The organism is Bacillus sp. T33-2 (assembly GCF_002860205.1).
GTDB lineage: Bacteria > Bacillota > Bacilli > Bacillales > Cytobacillaceae > T33-2.
In genome coordinates this window covers 1-16,663 of the sequence record NZ_PGVB01000021.1, presented here as the reverse complement: position 1 = coordinate 16,663, position 16,663 = coordinate 1, and the positions used below count along the sequence as shown (strand labels likewise).

Annotated in this window: 15 protein-coding genes; 2 read left to right on the top strand and 13 right to left on the bottom strand. The window is 45.2% G+C overall.

What is annotated here, in order from left to right; genetic code table 11:
- The 13 genes from CVD19_RS14555 to CVD19_RS14495 form a co-directional block, all read right to left on the bottom strand.
- Positions 1 to 927, bottom strand: coding sequence for a C40 family peptidase (locus CVD19_RS14555; RefSeq protein WP_101582557.1), 927 nt, complete (start codon positions 925 to 927; stop codon positions 1 to 3).
- A complete protein-coding gene (locus tag CVD19_RS14550; protein ID WP_101582845.1) occupies positions 917 to 2,020 on the bottom strand; it encodes a dipeptide epimerase in 1,104 nt (367 codons plus the stop codon). The genes CVD19_RS14555 and CVD19_RS14550 overlap by 11 nt, the downstream gene beginning before the upstream one ends.
- Before the next feature lie 14 nt (positions 2,021 to 2,034).
- Complete coding sequence (locus tag CVD19_RS14545; RefSeq protein ID WP_101582556.1) at positions 2,035 to 2,955, bottom strand: S66 peptidase family protein; 921 nt, start codon at positions 2,953 to 2,955, stop codon at positions 2,035 to 2,037.
- Between the two features lie 357 nt (positions 2,956 to 3,312).
- Entirely contained in the window at positions 3,313 to 4,944 is a 1,632-nt protein-coding gene (locus tag CVD19_RS14540) for a peptide ABC transporter substrate-binding protein (RefSeq protein ID WP_101582555.1), read from the bottom strand.
- 152 nt (positions 4,945 to 5,096) lie between these two features.
- A complete protein-coding gene (locus tag CVD19_RS14535) occupies positions 5,097 to 6,095 on the bottom strand; it encodes an ABC transporter ATP-binding protein (protein ID WP_101582554.1) in 999 nt (332 codons plus the stop codon).
- A gap of 5 nt (positions 6,096 to 6,100) precedes the next feature.
- On the bottom strand, positions 6,101 to 7,054 hold the full coding sequence (locus CVD19_RS14530) for an ABC transporter permease (protein WP_101582553.1): 954 nt from the start codon (positions 7,052 to 7,054) through the stop codon (positions 6,101 to 6,103).
- A complete protein-coding gene (locus CVD19_RS14525) occupies positions 7,054 to 7,986 on the bottom strand; it encodes an ABC transporter permease (RefSeq protein ID WP_101582552.1) in 933 nt (310 codons plus the stop codon). Before CVD19_RS14525 ends, CVD19_RS14530 begins: the two co-directional genes overlap by 1 nt.
- 12 nt (positions 7,987 to 7,998) lie before the next feature.
- Positions 7,999 to 8,823 carry a M55 family metallopeptidase gene (locus CVD19_RS14520; RefSeq protein ID WP_101582551.1) on the bottom strand — a complete coding sequence of 275 codons (825 nt, stop codon included), beginning with the start codon at positions 8,821 to 8,823 and terminating at the stop codon, positions 7,999 to 8,001.
- Positions 8,824 to 9,030: 207 nt separating this feature from the next.
- Positions 9,031 to 10,386 carry an aspartate kinase gene (locus CVD19_RS14515; protein WP_101582550.1) on the bottom strand — a complete coding sequence of 452 codons (1,356 nt, stop codon included), beginning with the start codon at positions 10,384 to 10,386 and terminating at the stop codon, positions 9,031 to 9,033.
- 128 nt (positions 10,387 to 10,514) lie between these two features.
- Complete coding sequence (locus CVD19_RS14510; protein WP_101582549.1) at positions 10,515 to 11,507, bottom strand: GGDEF domain-containing protein; 993 nt, start codon at positions 11,505 to 11,507, stop codon at positions 10,515 to 10,517.
- Positions 11,508 to 11,522: 15 nt separating this feature from the next.
- Positions 11,523 to 12,245: an EAL domain-containing protein gene (locus tag CVD19_RS14505; protein WP_257985156.1), complete on the bottom strand. Its 723-nt coding sequence runs from the start codon at positions 12,243 to 12,245 to the stop codon at positions 11,523 to 11,525.
- A gap of 210 nt (positions 12,246 to 12,455) precedes the next feature.
- Positions 12,456 to 13,154: a TerC family protein gene (locus CVD19_RS14500; RefSeq protein ID WP_101582547.1), complete on the bottom strand. Its 699-nt coding sequence runs from the start codon at positions 13,152 to 13,154 to the stop codon at positions 12,456 to 12,458.
- A 206-nt stretch (positions 13,155 to 13,360) separates the two neighbouring features.
- The gene (locus CVD19_RS14495; RefSeq protein ID WP_101582546.1) at positions 13,361 to 13,981 is read right to left on the bottom strand and encodes an NUDIX hydrolase; all 621 of its coding nucleotides are present in this window, start codon (positions 13,979 to 13,981) and stop codon (positions 13,361 to 13,363) included.
- 178 nt (positions 13,982 to 14,159) lie between these two features.
- Between CVD19_RS14495 and CVD19_RS14490 the strand changes: the two genes are divergently transcribed.
- Together CVD19_RS14490 and CVD19_RS14485 are read left to right on the top strand one after the other, a co-directional pair.
- Complete coding sequence (locus tag CVD19_RS14490; protein ID WP_101582545.1) at positions 14,160 to 14,948, top strand: HAD family hydrolase; 789 nt, start codon at positions 14,160 to 14,162, stop codon at positions 14,946 to 14,948.
- Positions 14,949 to 15,066: 118 nt separating this feature from the next.
- A complete protein-coding gene (locus CVD19_RS14485) occupies positions 15,067 to 16,167 on the top strand; it encodes an AbrB family transcriptional regulator (RefSeq protein WP_257985145.1) in 1,101 nt (366 codons plus the stop codon).
- The last annotated feature ends 496 nt before the right edge of the window (positions 16,168 to 16,663 follow it).

Below are 16,663 nucleotides of genomic sequence, written 5' to 3'. Positions count from 1 at the left end.
TTACTCCTCCGCATCTTGCCAGTATCTCCTTGCTGCACAAAGTTCTTTTTCATAAATCGTACCTTCGAGGCTGATAATTTCTATCGTTTTTCCCGTGTTTGGAGAATGAAGCATTTTACCGTTGCCATAATAGATTGCAACATGGTGGATCCGGCCTTTTCCTTCTTTATAGGCGAAAAACAGCAAATCTCCGGGTTTCAGACTGTTTAGGTCAACTTCCTTTCCAGCCTGGGCCTGATCATGGGCATCCCTTGGGATAGTACAACCATTCGCCTTGTACATTGAATGGCTGAATCCTGAACAATCATAGCCGAAGCTGCTCATTCCACCCCACAGATACGGGAGGCCAATGAATTTCTCGCCTGCAGAGACAATATCAGCGCCATCGCCTTTACGAATATTTGGAGAAGGATAAACGGTTATGTCTTTCATTTTTAAACGGCCTGTTCCAGATGGTATTTTCACTCTAACCTGATCATCCAGCTCTTCGATGACAGGCAGGGCTGTCAAAAAGCTCAATTCCAGCATAAGCTTGTCATCTTCATGGTATAATTCCGCCTTTGTGGATGTGACGACAGCAACAGGACCTTCTTTCACATACCATTCTGATTGCTGTAAAAGCTGGATTTTTGGCAGCCATCCGGGGTAGCCTCTTTCATCCTTTGAAGAAGGCTGCCCGGGAATCAGTACTTTGGCCCAGTCATCTTTTTCATCTATGATTAACAATGGCTGGCCAAAGAGCACCTGCGTCTGGACAAGATTATCATTACAAAGACCAAGCTGCGCCTCATGTGTCATTCCTTTAAGCCAGGCTTCCATATCGGCCGGATTCGTTATTGCAGGCTCATCTAATTGTCTTGGTGAATCATAAGATGTCCAGACGGTTGCGACCGGTACATTTACTAGCCAGATATTGTTACTTTCCATCAGGAATCCCTCCTTTAGTTTCGACACTCTCAATGCCTAACCCCGGTGCTTTCGGGAAAGCGATCTCCCTGCCGGTATAAACGATGCCACCTCGGACGATATCCTTTGCAAGCATTAAGGGAGCGTCAAAATCAAACCTGGTGATGTTTTTCTTGCTTGCCGCAAAATGAGCAGCAGCAGTAATTCCCAGCCGGGTCTCTATCATGCTTCCGACCATGCATTCCACCCCTGCGACCTGGGCAAGCTGGCTGATTGTCTGTGCCTGGTAGATTCCTCCAGACTTCATGAGCTTGATGTTGATCAAATCGGCACTTCTCGTTTGCACTACTTCAAATGCCTGTTTTGGGGTAAAAACGCTCTCATCGGCCATGATTAATGTGTCCACTGAGTCTGTTACTTGTTTAAGACCTTCAATGTCATCGGCATGCACCGGCTGTTCAACAAGCTCGATATGAAGGCCGCTGTCTTCCATTTTCCTGATTGCCCGGATGGCATCCTTGGCAGTCCAGCCCTGGTTGGCATCAAGTCTGACTTTAATATTGTTCCCAACACGCTTTCTGATTTCCTGAATTCTTTCAATATCTGTAAAAATGTCATCTTTGCCGACTTTGACCTTAAGTACATTGAAACCGTTTGTAACGTATGAAACTGCATCTTCACCCATTTCTTCGGGGCTATTGACGCTGACGGTAAAATCGGTTTCAATCCGGTTTTTGTAGCCGCCCAAATATTGATAAAGCGGAAGCCGGGAATATTGGGCGAGGCAATCATACACTGCCATATCGACCGCGGCTTTCGGGCTTGGATTGCCAACAAGGACCATGTGCATACCGTGGAAAACAGATTCGTAATCAAGAAGGTTTTTTTTCAGCAAAAAAGGTTTGAGAACCCCCTGGATGACTGCTTCAATGCTGCCCAGGCTGTCCCCGGTAATGATATGGGTAGGGGGCGCTTCCCCCCAGCCTGTGATCCCATTGTCGCAAGTGATTTTTACAATGACCGCTTCGGCCACAGTCACTGTCCTTAATGCGGTCTTAAATGGCTTATTTAGCGGGACGGCGACCCGGCAGCTTTCTATTTTTTCGATAATCATCATCAAGCATCCTTCTACTGAACGCCGGCTTCGACAATCAGCTGTTTTTTATTTGTATCAAGTGTGGCATTCACTCCTAACGGGACAGAAACATGGGGTGAACAGTGGCCGATTTTGAAACCTTTTAACGCAGGCTTTGCGGCCAATTCGATGTAATGATTTATCGCATCATCCAGCGTTAATGATTGCTCCCTTTGGGCAACGCAATTATTGAAATCACCAATGACAATGCCGGCTGCGTCATCGAGCTTTCCTGCCATGTACAGATGGTTGAGCATCCGGTCTACTGAACGTGGTTCCTCATTAATGTCTTCAATCAGAAGCAATTTTCCCCTGGTGTCGATTTCAAATGGTGTTCCAATTGTGGAAACGAGCAGGGACAGGTTCCCGCCGGCGAGCTGGCCGGATGCATTTCCATCAACAAGCACTTCGAGTGGAGAGTATTTTTCGGTATAGATCATTTGTTGTGGCTCAAATAACTGCTGCAGCAGCCGTTTCGAAATGGGGTCGGCATCCTCCTTTCCCAGATCCGACGCAAGCATCGGCCCATGAAACGTGACAATGCCGGCTTTTTGCAGAAAAGCTGTATGTAAAAACGTAATATCACTGTAACCCCAGAAAATCTTCGGGTTATTCTTGATTAGACCATAATCAATCGCAGATGCAATTCGTCCAGTTCCGTAGCCGCCCCCGGCGCAAATGACCGCGTTCACTGCGTCATCAAGGAACATATTATGTAAATCTTCCAATCTTTCTTCATCGTTTCCGGCAAGATATCCATATTCCTTCTGAACATGGCGGCCCAGTTTGACCTTGAGACCTAATTCTTGAAGAAAATGAAGTGACCGTTTAAGATTCTCCTGGTTTGGCGGGCTCGCGGGGGCTATAATCCCGACAATGTCACCTTTTTTGAGGCGATTAGGTTTGATATTCATATTATCATCCTTTTTTATATGAAAATTTTGATAGAAAAGGTCAATATCAATAGTCTTTAAGATTTAAAGAATATTAGTGTTGGATATCCGCTAAGTTTATTAGCCTGTGTTTATTTTTATTAGTCAATTGTAATTTATTATGGTAATGTTCTGATTTCGATTTTTCAGCTAATTTATTTATTAGCCGGAATGCTATATTTATTAGCCGGATTTGTATGTTTATTAGCCAAGAATCGATATTTATTAGCCAGTATTCCATAATTATTAGCAGGAAACTCAATTAGATTAGCCAAACCATTTTAATCCCGCTCAGTTGAGAAAAAAGGGATGTTCGGTTGAACACCCCCTCTGATTCTGTTACTTCTTATCTGCCCATTTTAACTCGTGATAGCCTACAGGATGGCGGACGATCCCTGTTACATCTTTATTTTGTAAAAATACATGGTTATAGAAGTGGATTGTGAATATTGGAGCTTCTTCAAACAGGATTTTCTCTGCTTCATACATCATGTCGAAGCGTTTTTTCTCATCCGCTTCGTTCTTGGCATCTTTAATCAGCTGGTCGTATTTCGCGTTGCTCCAGCCTGTACGGTTCATCGAATGTCCAGTCTGGAAGTTCTCCAGGAAGTTGATCGGGTCTGCGTAGTCTGCAAGGAAAGAACTGCGGGACAGCTGGAATTTCAAAGCCTTTTGTTCTGATGCAAACACGTTCAATTCCATATTTGCCAGTTTCACGTCCACACCCAGGTTTTCTTTGAACATCTGCTGGAGTGCTTCGGCGATTTTCTTGTGAACATCATCGGTACTGTAAGTCAGCGTCACTTCCGGAAGCTTGTCATAGCCTTCCTCTTCCATTCCCTTTTTCAACAATGCTTTAGCTTCATCAAGATTTGTTTTGTTGAAATTGCCGTTCTTTTCACGGAAGTCTTTTCCGGACGGATCTTTAAAACCGTAGGACACAAAGCCATAAGCCGGTTTTTCCTTGCTTTTCGTCACAAAATCGACAATTTGCTTCTGATCCACTGCAAGCGCAAATGCTTTACGGATGTTGGCATTTTGAAACGGCTCCATGTTTACGTTAAAACGATAGAAGTAGGTACCGGCCTGGTCCTGTACCTTTACCTTGCCTTCTTTGAACAATTGGTCACTCATTTCAGCCGGAACGTCAGATGAATCTAGCTTTCCTGTCTGGAACATTTGATACTCTGTGTTTGTGTCATCGATAATCGCCCAGTCTATTTTATCCAGCTTCACATTTTTTGCATCCCAGTACTGATCATTCTTTTCCATGACAAACTTGCTGTCATGGTCCCAGACGGTCAGATTGAACGGGCCGTTGCCGACAAACGATTCAGCTTCTGCAAACCATTCAGGATTCTCTGTCGCCACTTTTTCGTTGATCGGGAAGAAACAAGGGTTGGCGATGACGTTCAAAAAGTAAGCCTGCGGGCTTGTCAAAGTTACTTCAAACGTTTTGTCGTCAACTGCTCTCGCTTTAACCTGGTCCGCAGTTCCTGTACCGCTGTTGAATGCTTCTGCTCCTTCAATAAAATAGCCTAAAAATGCTGCGGAAGAACCGGTCGCAGGGTCTAACATCCGCTTCCAGGCAAACTCAAAATCACCTGCTGTGACATCATCTCCATTTGACCACTTTGCATCTTTTCGAATATGGAAGGTATAGGTTTTCCCATCATCAGAAACATCCCAGCTTTCAGCAGTCGCCGATTCTGCCTCATGCTCGGGACTTAAGCGGGTCAGCCCTTCCATCAGGTTGTTCAGCGCATTCCAGGAAACAGAATCAAATCCGATTGGAGGATCGAAGGAGGTTGGTTCCGACCCATTGTTCAGGTAAAGGACCTTTTCCCCGCCTTTGTCTTTGTTGCCGGAATCCTTTCCATCTGCTTCGTTGCCTGCATTCTCATTAGCGGTACAGGCGGCAAGGGCAAATACTAGCATCGTTGCCATCAGCATTGTCAAAAGCTTTTTCATCTCGTTTCCCCCTCTATTCTTACCTGATTTTTATTGGACTGCCTGTCTTGCCGGCAACTTTCAGCCAAACAGGCAGAAATTACAGATTTGTATTTTTTTGTGCAGGGTTGGCCGTCAACTTTCAGCCAAACAGGGAAAGTTACAAATGTCAGCTACTTTTGTGCGGCCAACATTTTCTGAGCACGTTCGTCCTGGAGCCAGCAATCGACATGGTGACCGGTGCTTAACCGGGTCTCGTATGGATAAATCCTGTCGCACACTTCCATGGTAAATTGGCAGCGGGGTGAGAACGGGCATCCACCCGGAGGCGAGAATAAATCCGGCGGTGAGCCGGCAATAGGGATCAGTGGCGCTCCCTCGACATCCAACCGCGGCACAGAATTCAATAATCCTTGAGTATAAGGATGCTGTGGCTTATAAAAAATTTCCCTCCTTGTCCCGGTTTCTACGATTTTACCGGCGTACATGACAGCAATTCTGTCTGCTACCTGCGCGACGACCCCAAGATCATGGGTAATCAAAATGATTGAAACACTTGTTTTCTTTTGAATATCCCTGAACAAGTCGAGAATTTGCGCCTGGATCGTTACATCGAGCGCTGTCGTTGGTTCATCAGCAATCAACACCTCCGGCTGGCAAACAAGTGCCATCGCGATAACAATCCGCTGGCGCATCCCGCCGCTGAACTCGTGAGGATATTGTTTAAGCCGCAGCCTTGGACTAGGAATTCCCACTAAATCCAGCATTTCAAGGGCAATATTTTTTGCCTGGGCCCTGGACATGTTCATGTGCTGCAAAATTCCCTCGATGATCTGGTCGCCGACAGTAAGTGTAGGATTGAGCGCTGTCATCGGATCCTGGAAGATCATTGAAATGTCTTTGCCGCGGATCTTCCTCATTTTCGGCTCTTTTAATTTGGTCAGATCCCTTCCTTTGAAAAGAATGGAGCCATTTGTTATTTTACCGGGAGGATTTGGAATCAGGCGCATGATGGTTTGGGATGTCACGCTTTTCCCGCACCCTGATTCACCGACAATGGCCAGTGTCTCCCCTTTATACAGGTCGAAGTTTACACCCCGGACTGCTTTTACTTCACCTCCATATGTGGTAAAAGAGACATGGAGCTCATTGATTTCAAGTACTTTTTCCATGTTGCTTACCTCCTCAGCTTCGGATCCAGTGCATCCTGCAGCCCGTCGCCTAATACGTTAAAAGAAAACATCGTGAGGGAAATGAAAAGTGCCGGGAAGAATAATCGCCACCAATGTCCTGACAGGATCACCGGCAGGGCGTCACTTGCCATTGACCCCCAGCTGGCAAATGGCGGCTGGATACCTAGCCCAAGGAAGCTCAAAAAGGCTTCGGCAAAAATTGCTGACGGCACAGTCAGAGTCATCTGCACAATGATCGGACCCATTGTATTCGGAAGCAGGTTTTTCCTGATAATCCTTCGAGTCTTCGTGCCGAATGTCTTGGATGCGAGCACAAATTCATAGTTTTTTATTTGAAGCACCTGCCCCCGCACGATCCTTGCCATCCCGATCCAGCCTGTGACCGACAATGCTACAATGATCGTCGCCAGGCTTGGCCCCATGACAACGCTGATCAAGATGACGACAAGCAAATACGGAAGCCCGTATAAAATTTCCGCAATCCGCATCATGATATTGTCAGTTCGGCCGCCTTTGTAACCGGAAATGCCTCCATAAATGACACCAATTGTAAAGTCGATCAACGCCGCCATAATTCCGACAAAAAGGGAAATCCGCGCCCCAAACCATGTCCTTGTGAAAACATCCCGCCCAAGTTCATCCGTACCGAACCAGTGCTCACTGGATGGAGGAAGGTTCTGCCGCAGGAGTGATTGCTTTTCGACCGAATGCTGTGACATCATAGGTCCAAACACTGCCATAACAGCCAGGAAGGTTAAAAACAGCAAACCGAGCATCGCCAGTTTATTTTTTAATAGGCGCCGCCAGGCATCCTGCCAGTAAGACAGGCTTGGCCTGACTACCGATTCCGCTTCCTTCAGGTCTTTTGCTTTTGGCGTAAACCATTCATCGGGAATGTCATAAACAGCATGGGAGTCGTTAAGTTTACGTAAAGCCACTACCTTCCCTCCTTTTTATGAAGCTTGATGCGCGGGTCCAACATGCCATAAGCCACATCGACCAGGAAAAGCATGGCGATCAGGACAGTGCTGTAAAAGACAGTGGTGCCCATAATGACAGGGTAGTCACGCTGGTTGATGCTTTCGACAAAGTATTTGCCCATGCCGGGGATGGCAAATATTTTTTCAATGACAAACGTCCCTGTCAGGATGCTCGCTGCCAGAGCCCCTAAAATAGTGACGACGGGAAGCAGCGCATTTTTCAGCGCATGCTTCAGGACAACTTTTGCCGGGGAAAGACCCTTTGCCTTGGCAGTCCGGATATAGTCCTGGGTCAGTACCTCCAGCATGCTAGACCGTGTAAGCCGGGCAATAATGGCCATCGGCCCTGTTGCAAGGGCCAGGGTGGGCAGGATCATATGTTTTGGGCTCGCCCAGGTTGCGACAGGGAGTATTCCCCAGTTGACGGCCACCTGCTGGATCAAAAGTGTGGCCATGACAAAGTTTGGAATCGAAATCCCGAGAACCGCTATGGTCATTGCAAGATAATCGATAAAGCCATTATGGCGAAGGGCGGCAATGATGCCGAGGGTGATACCGGAAAAAACCGCGACAATGAGGGTGACCATACCCAGCTCAAATGAGACCGGGAACCCCCTTCCAAGCAATTCGTTCACAGTTTGTGAGGATTTTTTTATCGACGGTCCGAAATCAAAGGTGATGACCGATTTTAAATACTGCAAGTACTGGACAAACAGTGGCTCATCAAGGTGGTAGTAGGCCTCAAGATTTTTCTGGACTGCCTCACTCGTTGCCCTTTCCTCATTAAATGGTGAGCCCGGAATGGAGTGCATTAAGAAAAATGTAAGGGTGATAATGACCCAGAGCGTGATAACCATTGCAATGAGCCTTTTTAACAAATACAGAAGCATTGTCCACACGTCCTAACAAAATGAAGTTCTCATTGCAAGTTCAGTCATCACAAGCATCGCCTGATAGGCTTCAAGGATGTCCTTCGCCTGGAAACGCACAATCGTGGTCCCTTCTTCAATTTCTGTTCCGGGCATTAAATTCGCCCACTCGGCTTGTCCGTAGTTGGCAAACTCGATTCTTAAAAGAGGCTTTTCGGGGGGAACGAGCGGTTTCACAAGATGCCGGTTTTCTATCGCATTTGCTGTCTTTTCGCTTAACAGTTTCCCAGCTTTATCTGGGGTCAACGATAAGGCTGCCGACCGGGAAATCGATTTTTTTACCACTGCGGTTGTGACATTGGGGATAAGCTCTTCAGCCTCATAGGCTGCCTGGTCATCGCCGGCAACCATTATGACAGGAACCCCATAATGGCCGGCAACATAGGCATTGAATCCCAGTTCACCTACAGCGACATCGTTTATGTACATATGGCGCACGCCAAAAATCATTGAGTGGGACATCACACCCTTCATCGAGGCGCGCGCATGGTATCCGACAAATACGGCACCTGCAAAAGTATCATCAAGCCCCTGTACCATGGATAATGGCTTCACATCTCCGGTAATCAGCTGGGTCTCTGGATGAAGGAACTCAATAATCAAGTTATTCATTTTCGAATGGCTGTCGTTTACGATTACTTCTGTACAGCCATTCCCAAAGGCTGATTCGATGACATAGTTCGTCTCTGCCGTCATGATGGTCCGGCCTGTCTCGTAATTATGTTTGGAAGAATCCACTTGGGTATGGTCAACCAGCCCTGTTATTCCCTCCATGTCAACTGATATGTATAGCTTCACCCCCAAATGCCTCCTTGTGTGAATATTGATAATTATTGTAATATTATGACACAAATAACTGTCAACTTCTACTAGAATCAGTGAAATTACTAAAAATATGGTAGTTTAGACCTTGCCAACAATAAAAAAATGGCACTGCCCGCGCCGGGCAATGCCAAAGTCGTCCTACTATTCTCCCGTTATAGTTTCATTAAAAACAAGTACCGGTCAGGATTCTATGAAGAATTCTTCATAGAATGCCCGGACGGCCCGCATCTCGTCATCTTCTTTGACACCGAACATCATGCTTACCTCTGAAGAACCCTGGTTGATCATTTCTATATTCACTTTTGCCCGTGCAAGCGCTTTTGAAGCCCGTGCCATGGTCCCGATATTGTGGCGCATCCCCTCGCCCACTACCATGATCAGTGCCAGATTATATTCTATCTTGACTTCATCTGCGTCAAGTTCCTCACTGATCCTTTTTAAAACCAATTCTTCTACCTTGGCGTCAAGCTGGTTCTGCCGCAAAATGACAGATATATCATCAATCCCTGACGGGGTGTGCTCATAGGAGAGCCCTGTTTCCTCTAAAATATGAAGCAGCTTCCTCCCGAATCCGATTTCCCGGTTCATCAAATATTTGCTTACATAGATGCTGCAAAATCCCTGGTCGCTGGCGATCCCGATCGCAGGGCCATTCGTGCTGGAGCGTTCATTGACAATTCTCGTCCCGGGAGCATTTGGGTTATTGGTGTTTTTTACATTCACGGGGATTCCCGCCCGGAAGGCAGGTATGAGCGCTTCCTCATGAAAAACAGAGAATCCGGCATAGGACAGCTCCCTCATTTCGCGGTACGTCAGCTCGCGGATTTCTTTTGGATTATGTACAATATTCGGATTCACGGCATAAACGGCATCAACATCGGTGAAATTTTCATATACCTCGGCCTTTGTTGCATTGGCCAAAATTGAACCGGTGATATCCGAACCGCTTCGGGAAAAAGTAACGACATCACCGCCACTATTGATACCGAAAAATCCCGGGAAAATCACTATGCCGGGCCGCTCTCTAAGGGAAAATAATTTTTCGTACGATTCAGGTAAAACCTGGGCATTTCCAGGCTCGTCACTCACGAGCATCCCCGCCTCTCCCGGATGGACATAAGCTGCTTCCGCACCCCGGCTCCGAAAATAGGCTGCAACCAGCTTGGCATGATTATCTTCACCGCTCGCTTTCACCATGTCCATAAATTTCTCTGGCTTCGTTCGATCCCCGTTCAGCACATCTAGTAGATCATCGTGTATCTTATCAATGATTTCATGTGAAAGGCTAAGCTCCTTTGCGATTGAAGAGTATCTTTCAATTACTTCCCCAAAAGCATTCTCTGTTTTTTCGTGCCGTAATGCCCGTTCGGCCAGGCCAATCAATAAATCTGTGACTTTGGCATCTTCAGTGTTCCGTTTACCGGGTGCGGACACCACGACAATTTTTCGGTCTGGATCCGAGGCTACGATTTGATAGACTTTTTTGATCTGTTCCCCTGACGCTAAAGATGAGCCGCCGAACTTCACCACTTTCATGCTTTACATCCCCTGTTCGTTACGCAAATTGTAGCTATTATTATCACTCTAAAGCAGAAAAGAATCAAGAGTTTTTTCCTTTATATGTGAACAAATGTGTTTTTGATGCGTACACCGTGTTAAAAATATTATTCATTCGGCGACATGTACGAATATCTCTCTTCCAAAGAGTCATCAAGGGTTAGATAAACGCTTTTTTTAATCTCCTTGCACCTTTTTTTCAGTTTAGCGGCGTCCTTGCTTAAATGCTTCACCGACAGATATGAACGTGTTTTATTTTGGATGACTGCAATCGAAATGCTTACTAACGGAAATTCCTCCAGCTTGCCCCGCCTGCTGATCGCCTGGACGTAACCTTTTCGGAGTTCTTCATCAGAGTAAAACCGCCGTACCATCTGATCAAAGCGTGTGATGATCGTCTTGCAAATCCATTCATGTTCATAATGGGGAATGACAGCGATAAAATCGTCGCCGCCAATATGTCCAACAAATGAGGATTTTACAGAATTTTTTAAAACTGTTTCACTGACAATATTGGCTGTTTCCCTTATTAATTCGTCGCCTTCCTTAAACCCGTATGTGTCGTTAAAAACTTTAAATGTATCAATATCAATATACAGCACACTATATTTTTCATAGGCCAATACTTCCTGTAATGTCTCTTCGATAAAAAAATTACCCGGCAGACCCGTCAGCGGGTTGGAATACTTGGCGATGCTCACCTGAACCTCGGCGAGCTTCATCAGAAGATTTTTAATGCTGACAATGCCATGAATCCGGTCCCGCATGGTGACGATCACATAGTCATAGAGGTTATCCTGCTTACGCTGCATGGCCAGGGCGCTCGCTTCAGCGACGGGAACAGAATAATCCACAACCAGTGTCTCTCTATTCATCACAAGGTCTATTGTTCGTTTCATAAAAAGATCAAATCCATATTTAGTAGAAAGCTTTTGATAAAACTGGGTCTTCATCACTAAACCGACAGGCTGCTGATTGGTGCAAACGACAATTCCTTCCATCGAAGAATTGTCCTTGAAAATTGTATAGACGTCCTCACACTTTGTGGCAGGAGTGATAGTTGTTGCTTCCTCCGCGATGTCTCCAATTGTAATTTGCATACTTCCACCTTCATTCTATATAAGTGGTTTCGGTCTTCCGAGAAAATATCCCTGTCCAAAGTCAATTCCTGTTTGCCTCGCTATCGTCAATTGTGACTCTGTTTCAATACCTTCAAGTGTGACAGATACTCCTTCTTCCCTAAAGTACGAAGCAATCCAATTTAAAAACCGCTGTTTTTTGATGGAATTCTGCAAATCGTCACAGAAATAACGGTCAAGCTTCACTGCATCTGGTTCCAGTTCCAGCGCAATCCGTAACGAGGATTGCCCTTTTCCAAGATCATCAAGCGCGATAATGAATCCCGCTTTTTTTAAATACCGGATGATTTCCTGCAGTTTGTGTACGTAAGTCACAGTTTCTGACTCATTCAGTTCCAGCATTATTTTTTGAGGTGGAATGTCCACCTTCCTCATTACTTTTTCAAGCTTCCAAAGAAAAGACGGATTCAATAATGTTGAAGGAAACACATTAACTGTGAGATGAAGGTCTTTCTGCTTTGGCAACCCAAATTCATCATAGGTGAAAATACTTTGCATCATTGAAGCCATATCCAGATCAAACAGTTTTTTTTGCTGTACTGCCATCTCAAACAGCATTTCAGGATTCTGTACATGATCACCTCTCAGCAAGCTTTCATAACCATAAACCCTATTATTTTGCAGTGAAAAAATCGGTTGGAATACGTGGGAAAATATTAGATTTTCTGAAGTTTCCAAGGTGGGGAAATGCAATTTCATGGCTGTTTTCATGGAAAAATCCCATCCTCATTCTTGTTTTTAAACCTTAGCTTTAATGTAACGCTAAATTATTAATTATTTGTGAAATTGATGTAAATATTGGTAATTTATAAAACTTTTCTCCTATTACTATAGGTAGTATCCTTTCGCGAAAAGCAAAAATCCCTTCTGCAGCAAAGCAGAAGGGATTACTTTTTGCCTGTATCCGATTCAAGCAGTACCAGGAGCTTCGACTTTGTTATTTTGCCTTCTTTTTATATAACCAATCCCGACAACGAGAATAACCAATACTATTGGCAGTCCTATATGGATGGCGTCGACCATGTTTGGTGCTGCGCTATGCAGGAACTCATTTACTTTTTCATCTTCAACAATCATTTCACCGGCTGTATAAGCTAATAAGCCAGCCCCGGCAAAAATGATGAGCGGAAATCGTTCCATCGCTCTCAAAATGATCTGGCTGCCCCACACAATGATTGGTATGGATATTAATATTCCAACCAAGATTGGAAAGAATCCGTGTGCAACACCTGCCAAAGCCAAAACGTTATCGAGCGACATCACAGCATCTGCGATAATGATCGTCCTGACGGCTGATGCAACAGTCGTCCCCCCGGCTTTGTGCTCTTTTTCTTTTCCTGCAAGCAGCCTGTAAGCAATTTGGACAAGCAAAAGTCCTCCGATTGCAGAGATTAATGGTATCTTTAATAAAGACACAATGATAGCTGCAAACAACAATCTTAATATGATTGCCCCGAACGTTCCCCAGAAGATTGCTTTTTTTCGATGCTCTATCGGAACATTCCTGGCTGCCAATGCAATCACTATTGCATTGTCACCGCTGAGAACAAGATCAACCCCAATCACCTTGATAAGGGTTGCCATATCCATCCCTAATATTTCCACTATTTATCCTCCTATGTACTCATTGATGTAAGAGAATTCCCCAGTTGTCTATAAGATGGGGTTATGATATTAGTGTATGTTTGCAACATGGCAATCATATTGCAATTCTTTATTGCATTCGTTTTCATCCGGTATAAGTATTATTTGGCTAATGCACAAATTTATGTGCGCCTTTTCACCATAAAAAAACCCGGCTGTTGTCAGCCGGTTTACCCCCTGTCAGTCAATTCGAGGAAATGGCTTAGCACCCGGGCGGTCAATCCCCAAATTACTTTATTGCCATATCGGTAAAAGTATTCATCCATTTGCCTGGTTTGCCAGTTATAGTTTTCGCCGCCAATGATCAAGTCAAATGGAAAGCCCTCCTCCGGGTGAACCTGGAAGTTGATTTTATACCGGTCGGGTGCTTTTTTACGGAAATAATCGAGAGGCACAGTGAAAATTTCGCCGACTTCATCGACATTTGGCCTGATTTTATCTGGCTCGTCGATTGTGCCTGCAAATGGATAAATGACCGTTCCAAATGCTGACACTATATAATCGAGAGGAACCACATTGCTTATTTTTGACTTCGGGATTCCGAGTTCCTCTGACGTTTCACGGACTGCACATTCTTGCTCGTTCCGGTCGCCCGCATCAATTCTCCCCCCTGGGAAACAAATCTCACCCGGCTGCCTTCGTAACCCTTGTGCCCTTACTTCAAACAGGACATGCACTTCATTATTTTTTTCTATTAAAGGCAGCAGAACCGAGAACTTCATAAAATTTTCATGCCCCAATATATCAGGTTTCCGGCCTTTCAGGCTGCCCAGAAGTGATTCAAGACTCATTTACGGAACCCCCCGCTTGTTTTTGTATGGACCGTTCATTATGTTCTTATTATAACTGTTTATCCAATGCTAAAAAAAGAAAACCGCCGGGTCCAAAAACTAATCGCTTTAAACATTGGAAATTTCCCATTGGGTATGTAACACTATAAAAGGAAGAACTGATAAGGAGAAAACAGCAATGGACAAATACAGAATCTTGTTTTTGGATATAGACGGCACCATACTAAGGCCTGACGATACAATCGAAGAGTCGACTAAACTCGCGGTTTCAAAGATGCACGACAAAGGGATTGAGGTAGTGCTTGCAACCGGTCGGCCACTCCATGAAATTTCTGAGATTGCCGAAGAGCTCCAGATAGAATCATTCATCGGCTATAACGGAGCGCTGGCGATTTATAAAGGGAAGACGATCTACAACGAGCCTATGGGGCGTGATAGCGTCCAGTACATTCTGGATGTAGCAAAGGAAAGCAATCACGAGGTGGTGCTATACACCAGCCAAAAAAACTATGTGACGACAATGGATTCACCAGCAGTGAAAGAATTTTTTGCCAAATTCCATTTGCGGAAAAATGATCTGTTTACCCAGTCTGTCATTGATGACATTCTCGGTATTACGGTCATCACAACTGGGAAAGATGGACATTCCGTTTATCAGATGAAAGAAGGCATCCACTTCTCACAGGTCAATATCGAAGGCATGCAGCATTGCTTTGATGTGATCAGGGACAATGTCAATAAAGGCGTGGGCGTGAAGTTCCTGCTGGAGCGATTGGGCATTCCGAGAGAAAGCTCCATCGCTTTCGGTGATGGAATGAATGACAAAGAAATGCTCCAATATGCGGGTGAAGGTTTCGCGATGGGAAATGCACATCCCGACCTGTTCCAATATGCAGACCGCAGGACCACAGAAGTCACTGATTCCGGTATTTTTAACGGATTGAAACAATTGGGCCTGGTCCGCTAGTTGCCGAAGGGAGAGTACTGTTTTTTGCTGGCCAGCCTATCCTGGTGTGATGATTACATTCCTTTTTTAATTTTCAAAAAAATGGCAGCTTTATCTAATATAAAAGAAGGTTTTTAAATTGAATATCAAGCATCTTGACAAGGAAAATAAATGGTTACGTTTCTTGGCGGCTTTACTGACAGCACTTGCCGGCGGAATAGTGTTCAGCTTTTTGCAAACCCCGATTCCTTGGCTGCTTGGGCCGATGGCAGCTATACTGATTACTGCGCGTTTCAGGAAGATTGAATTTTATTGGCCACCTGGCATTCGGGACACAGGCCTTATAGTTGTAGGGTATTCAATCGGGCTTTCGTTCACACAAGATGCCCTTGTCCAGATTGTACATAAGCTTCCTTCAATGCTGGTTATGACGGTGTTAATCGTGTCCTTCTGTGCAGGGATCGCTTTTGTTGTATCCAGGCTTACCGGGGTGGACTATCCGACTGTTTTGACGGGAAGCATACCTGGAGGCCTATCACAAATGATCCTGTTTGCCGAAGAAGTAAAAGGGATCGACATTACAACCGTGACTTTTCTCCAGGTTGCGAGGTTGTTGATGATTGTCTTCTTTGTTCCATTTATTATTTTTGGCCCATTGTTGGGCGGCGTAAATCCCGGTGCCCGGTTCGCTTCGGCACCAGGCGGGCAAATTGATTCCTTATTTCCTAACGGTATTGTTTTTGCCGTTATTTGCGTCGTTTTTGCCATCCTGGGCAAAAAACTTAAGTTTCCTACTCCGTTCCTGCTCGGTCCTATACTGGGCACAGCGATTTTGAATATTGCAGACCTCAAGGGCCCTGCCCTTCACCCGTATATATTGGATATTTCGCAGTTTATGATTGGCGGTTATATTGGATTATTGCTGAAACCTGAAAAACTGCACCATAAGGCCAGAGTCATCACGCTAGCGCTCATAAGCGGCATGTTAATGATCATCGCTTCATTATGCTTTAGTCTGTACCTCGTTCATCGTTACGGTATATCCCCCGGGACCAGTTTTTTAAGCTTGGCTCCCGGCGGCATGGACCAGATGGGAATCCTCGCCCATGAAGTTAATGCAGATCTGTCAATGGTGACTGGTTATCAACTATTCCGGCTATTTTTTATTTATTTCGCCGTCCCCCCGTTGCTGAGGCTGTTTTTCAGATACAGGGAACGGCATCGCGGCAATCACATATAGACAAAAACAGGACCGTCTTGCCTGCGGTCCTGTTTGCTGTATGAGTTCAGTTCGAAACGGCCTTCCGAATCGTCCGCAACCTGGCTTAGGAACACCAGTCGAATTGCCAGAACTTAACTTCACGAATAGATTCCGATCCGCTTGAAAGTGGTTTACGGAGCCCCTCCGAATGTTTCGAAACCGCATTCTGGAAAAGTTTTGAACCGTACAAAACGACATACCGAAAACGTTTCAAAGGCGGTACGAACCGTTCGAAACCTGACTTCGGCGTCATTCCCTGTTCGAAACCACCTTCCGAAAAATGTTGTGAAGGCGTTTCGATCTGTTCGAAACGAGACTTCGGCGACATTCCGATCTGTTCGAAACCACCTTACGAGCTCAAATTTAAACCTTACTATTCGCCCCAATCTGGGAGTTGAGTATGCCTAAAGTCGATTAGAACTTTTCTATTCGACCTTTTCCAGGAGTTGAGTATGCCTAAAGTTGATTAGAACTT